Genomic DNA, 1,271 nt, shown 5'->3' with positions numbered 1-1,271 from the left:
GCTTCGGCATGATGGCCCCTGAAACCATCATTCCCCCAGCTCAGCTGGTATCCACACCCTCAATCAGGAACGTTGCACTAGGAGCTGTTTGGGGTTCGGATCTAGGTGAGGCCCGGTGGCGGGCTGGTCGTGGCTGGTAGAACTCGGACGTGGCGCGCTTTGATGTGACGGATGCCGAGTGGGCGTTGATCGAGTCGTATCTGCCGGTGGCGGCTACCGGGCCGCTTCCTCGGCGGGTGCGTGATCAGTTCAACGGGATCTTGTGGCGGTTTCGCACCGGGTCGGGCTGGCGTGACGTGCCGGAACGGTATGGGCCGTGGTCCACGCTCTACTCCCGGTTCAACGGCTGGGCCAAGGCCGGGGTGTTCCAGGGATTGATGGAAGCACTGATCGCCGAGGCCGCCTTGCGCGGGCAGGTCGGGCTGGAGGTGGTCAGCGTGGACTCCACGATCGTGCGGGCGCATCAGGAGTCGGCCGGGCTGGCGGTGGCCGGGGAGACCCTGGATGCGCTGGAGCAGGCACTGACCGAGGAAAAGGGGGCTCCGCTGGCGGAGCAGCCACCGGTGCTGCGAGTGATGCGCCGCAGGTCACACCCAGCGCGGACAATGCGGACACGTCGCCCGCGCCGGATCGTGCCGCCACGCGGCGACGCCGAAAGGCCCGGGCGAAGGCTGCCGGGCTCGGCCGATCCCGGGGCGGGCTGAGCAGCAAGGTCCATGCTGCGGCCGATGCCGCCGGGCTGCCGCTGGCCTTCGTGCTCACCCCCGGCCAAGCCGGCGACTGCCCGCGGTTCATCACCGTCCTGGACAAGATCCGCATCCCCGGCCGGGTCGGCCGACCTCGGACCCGCCCTGCCGCGGTGGCCGCGGACAAGGCCTACTCCTCCAAGGCCAACCGCTCCTACCTGCGCCGCCGCAAGATCACCGCGATCATCCCGGAGAAGACCGACCAGCAGGCCAACCGCAAGAAGAGAGGTTCAGCGGGCGGGCGGCCCGTCGGCTTCGATCCAGAGCGCTACCGGCAGCGCAACACCGTCGAACGCTGTTTCCAGAAGATCAAGACCTGGCGCGGATTAGCCACCCGCTACGACAAAACCCCGGAAAGCTATGAAGCCGGACTCTACCTCCGAGGCTCGATCATGTGGCTGAAACTCCTCACCTCACCCACATGATCCGAACCTCGAACAGCTCCTAGTGCAACGTTCCTGATTGAGGGTGTGGATACCAGCTGAGCTGGGGGAATGATGGTTTCAGGGGCCATCATGCCGAAGC

General features: G+C 66.6%; 1 pseudogene. It reads left to right on the top strand.

The features are described 5' to 3' along the window. Positions 1-149: 149 nt before the first annotated feature. Positions 150-1,171 (top strand): annotated as a pseudogene (locus ACSDR0_RS50660) (IS5 family transposase). The last annotated feature ends 100 nt before the right edge of the window (positions 1,172-1,271 follow it).

Origin of the sequence: Streptosporangium sp. G11, assembly GCF_051192615.1 — a bacterium.
Classification (GTDB): Bacteria; Actinomycetota; Actinomycetes; order Streptosporangiales; family Streptosporangiaceae; genus Streptosporangium.
Note: the sequence above shows the minus strand (reverse complement) of the source record. Positions and strands in the feature narration are given on the sequence as shown.